The organism is Arthrobacter sp. P1_A5 (assembly GCF_056406825.1).
This window is the reverse complement of sequence record NZ_JBFTZL010000340.1, coordinates 1-1,533: the sequence shown is the minus strand read 5'-3', so window position 1 is coordinate 1,533 and position 1,533 is coordinate 1. Positions and strand designations below refer to the sequence as shown.

General features: G+C 69.9%; 1 protein-coding gene and 1 pseudogene. Both read right to left on the bottom strand.

All coding sequences use genetic code 11. The features are described 5' to 3' along the window. Positions 1-658 (bottom strand): annotated as a pseudogene (locus tag AC1D1S_RS21100) (hypothetical protein); the annotation flags it as partial. Positions 659-766: 108 nt separating this feature from the next. Next, a complete protein-coding gene (locus tag AC1D1S_RS21095) occupies positions 767-1,456 on the bottom strand; it encodes a YqjF family protein (protein ID WP_476995440.1) in 690 nt (229 codons plus the stop codon). Positions 1,457-1,533 lie beyond the last annotated feature (77 nt).

The window sequence follows — 1,533 nt, the reverse complement described above, 5'->3', positions numbered from 1 at the left end:
GTCCCTGCCGGGGCAGCAGCGTGTCGGCCAGGCCGAGCCGGCGCCTGGCCTCCGCGGCGCCGATCCGCAGCCGCGCCCGCAGGAACTCCGCCGTGTTCCGGTACCCGTCATCCAGCACCGATTCCGGCACCGCCGGCGCGGCCGTACCGGGGCTTCCGGCGGGCGCCGCCCCAACAGACGTGCCGGCGGGAGCCGAGGACAAGGAGGTACCGGAGGGAACCGCCGCAACGGACGTGCCGGCGGAAGCTGAGGCCAAGGAGGCGCCGGCGGGCGCCGCCGCAACGGACGTGCCGGGTGCGCCGGTCTGCCACCCGGCGGGGCTCTCACGCCAGCCGGTGGTCCACGCGGTGACAGCCCCCGCTACAGCCCCCGCGGCCGCGGCGGCGGACTGCTTCCTGGTCCGGTCCACGGCGGCCGCCGCGACGAGCTGCAGATACTCCACCGTGCGGGAGAACTCCTCCACCTGTCCGGCGAAGTCCGACGCGGCCCGGAAGCCCCACGACCCCGCATCCTCCACCGCCGTCGAACCCACCGCCCGCAGCGCGGCCAGGACGGCGTCCATACCGGATTGCCCGACCGGGGCTGCACCCCGCTCCGTGCCCTGCGCCTCGTCCCCGCAGGCGGTGAAATCCCTGATGAAATCCCTGACGGCTTCCATGGCTCGAGTCTATTTGAGGGCTCCGACAATATTAGGAGGGCACCATGCGTGATCACTCAGTCCCCGCGGTGCCACGTGCCCGCGGACCGACGGGCGATCAGGCAGGTCTCACATCGTGCTGTGCAGGACCCGTGGCCAGCCAAACTGCGTGTGAACTCCGGGCGAGAAGAGTACGGATTCGGGCTGCCCGGCCACTTCGATTCCCGCGGCGCGCACGAGTTGGTCCTCAAGGCCGATCAGCTGCGCACGGTACAGCGGCCATGCACTGTGCGCGTTCGGTACATAGATGGTCCTGCCCCTGAACCGTGAATGCAGACCGAACCGGGCTGTGAGGTGGATCGACAGCGCGTCGGTGGCGGCGACGTCGGGCTCTGGGACGACCGAGAAATCGCTGCGGGTGCCGCCTCGAAAGCGCCGCACGGAATATCCAGCCGACGCCGATCCGGCAAAGTCATCGGCGCCCACGTAACTCGCCCGCGACCACACATAAGGTATTCCGGCCGCCCGCGCGGCCAGCACCACCGCCAAGCGTGAGGCATCCAGGCTGCGGAAAACGACACCACGGGTGCCGTCCGGCTCGCGGGAGTAGAGGCGCACGTTGATCTCGTTGAAGCTTCCGAAATAGGGGATGCCGGGACCGCGACCGACTCCGGCACCCTGCATACGAAAGCCGATTAGCCCCACCCACGCTGACCCGTCGAACACATCCGGCGCGACGCCCGGTGGCATGAACCGCGCCGCCACTGCATCAGGAATGCGCCAGTGCAGGAAGACGGCATCCAGCCACCGCTGGTCCATGATGATTGGCGCCGGAAGCTCGGGTGCAGCCGGCCAAGGATCACCGCCCACTCGGATCAGCTCCCTTCGGTCGGCAG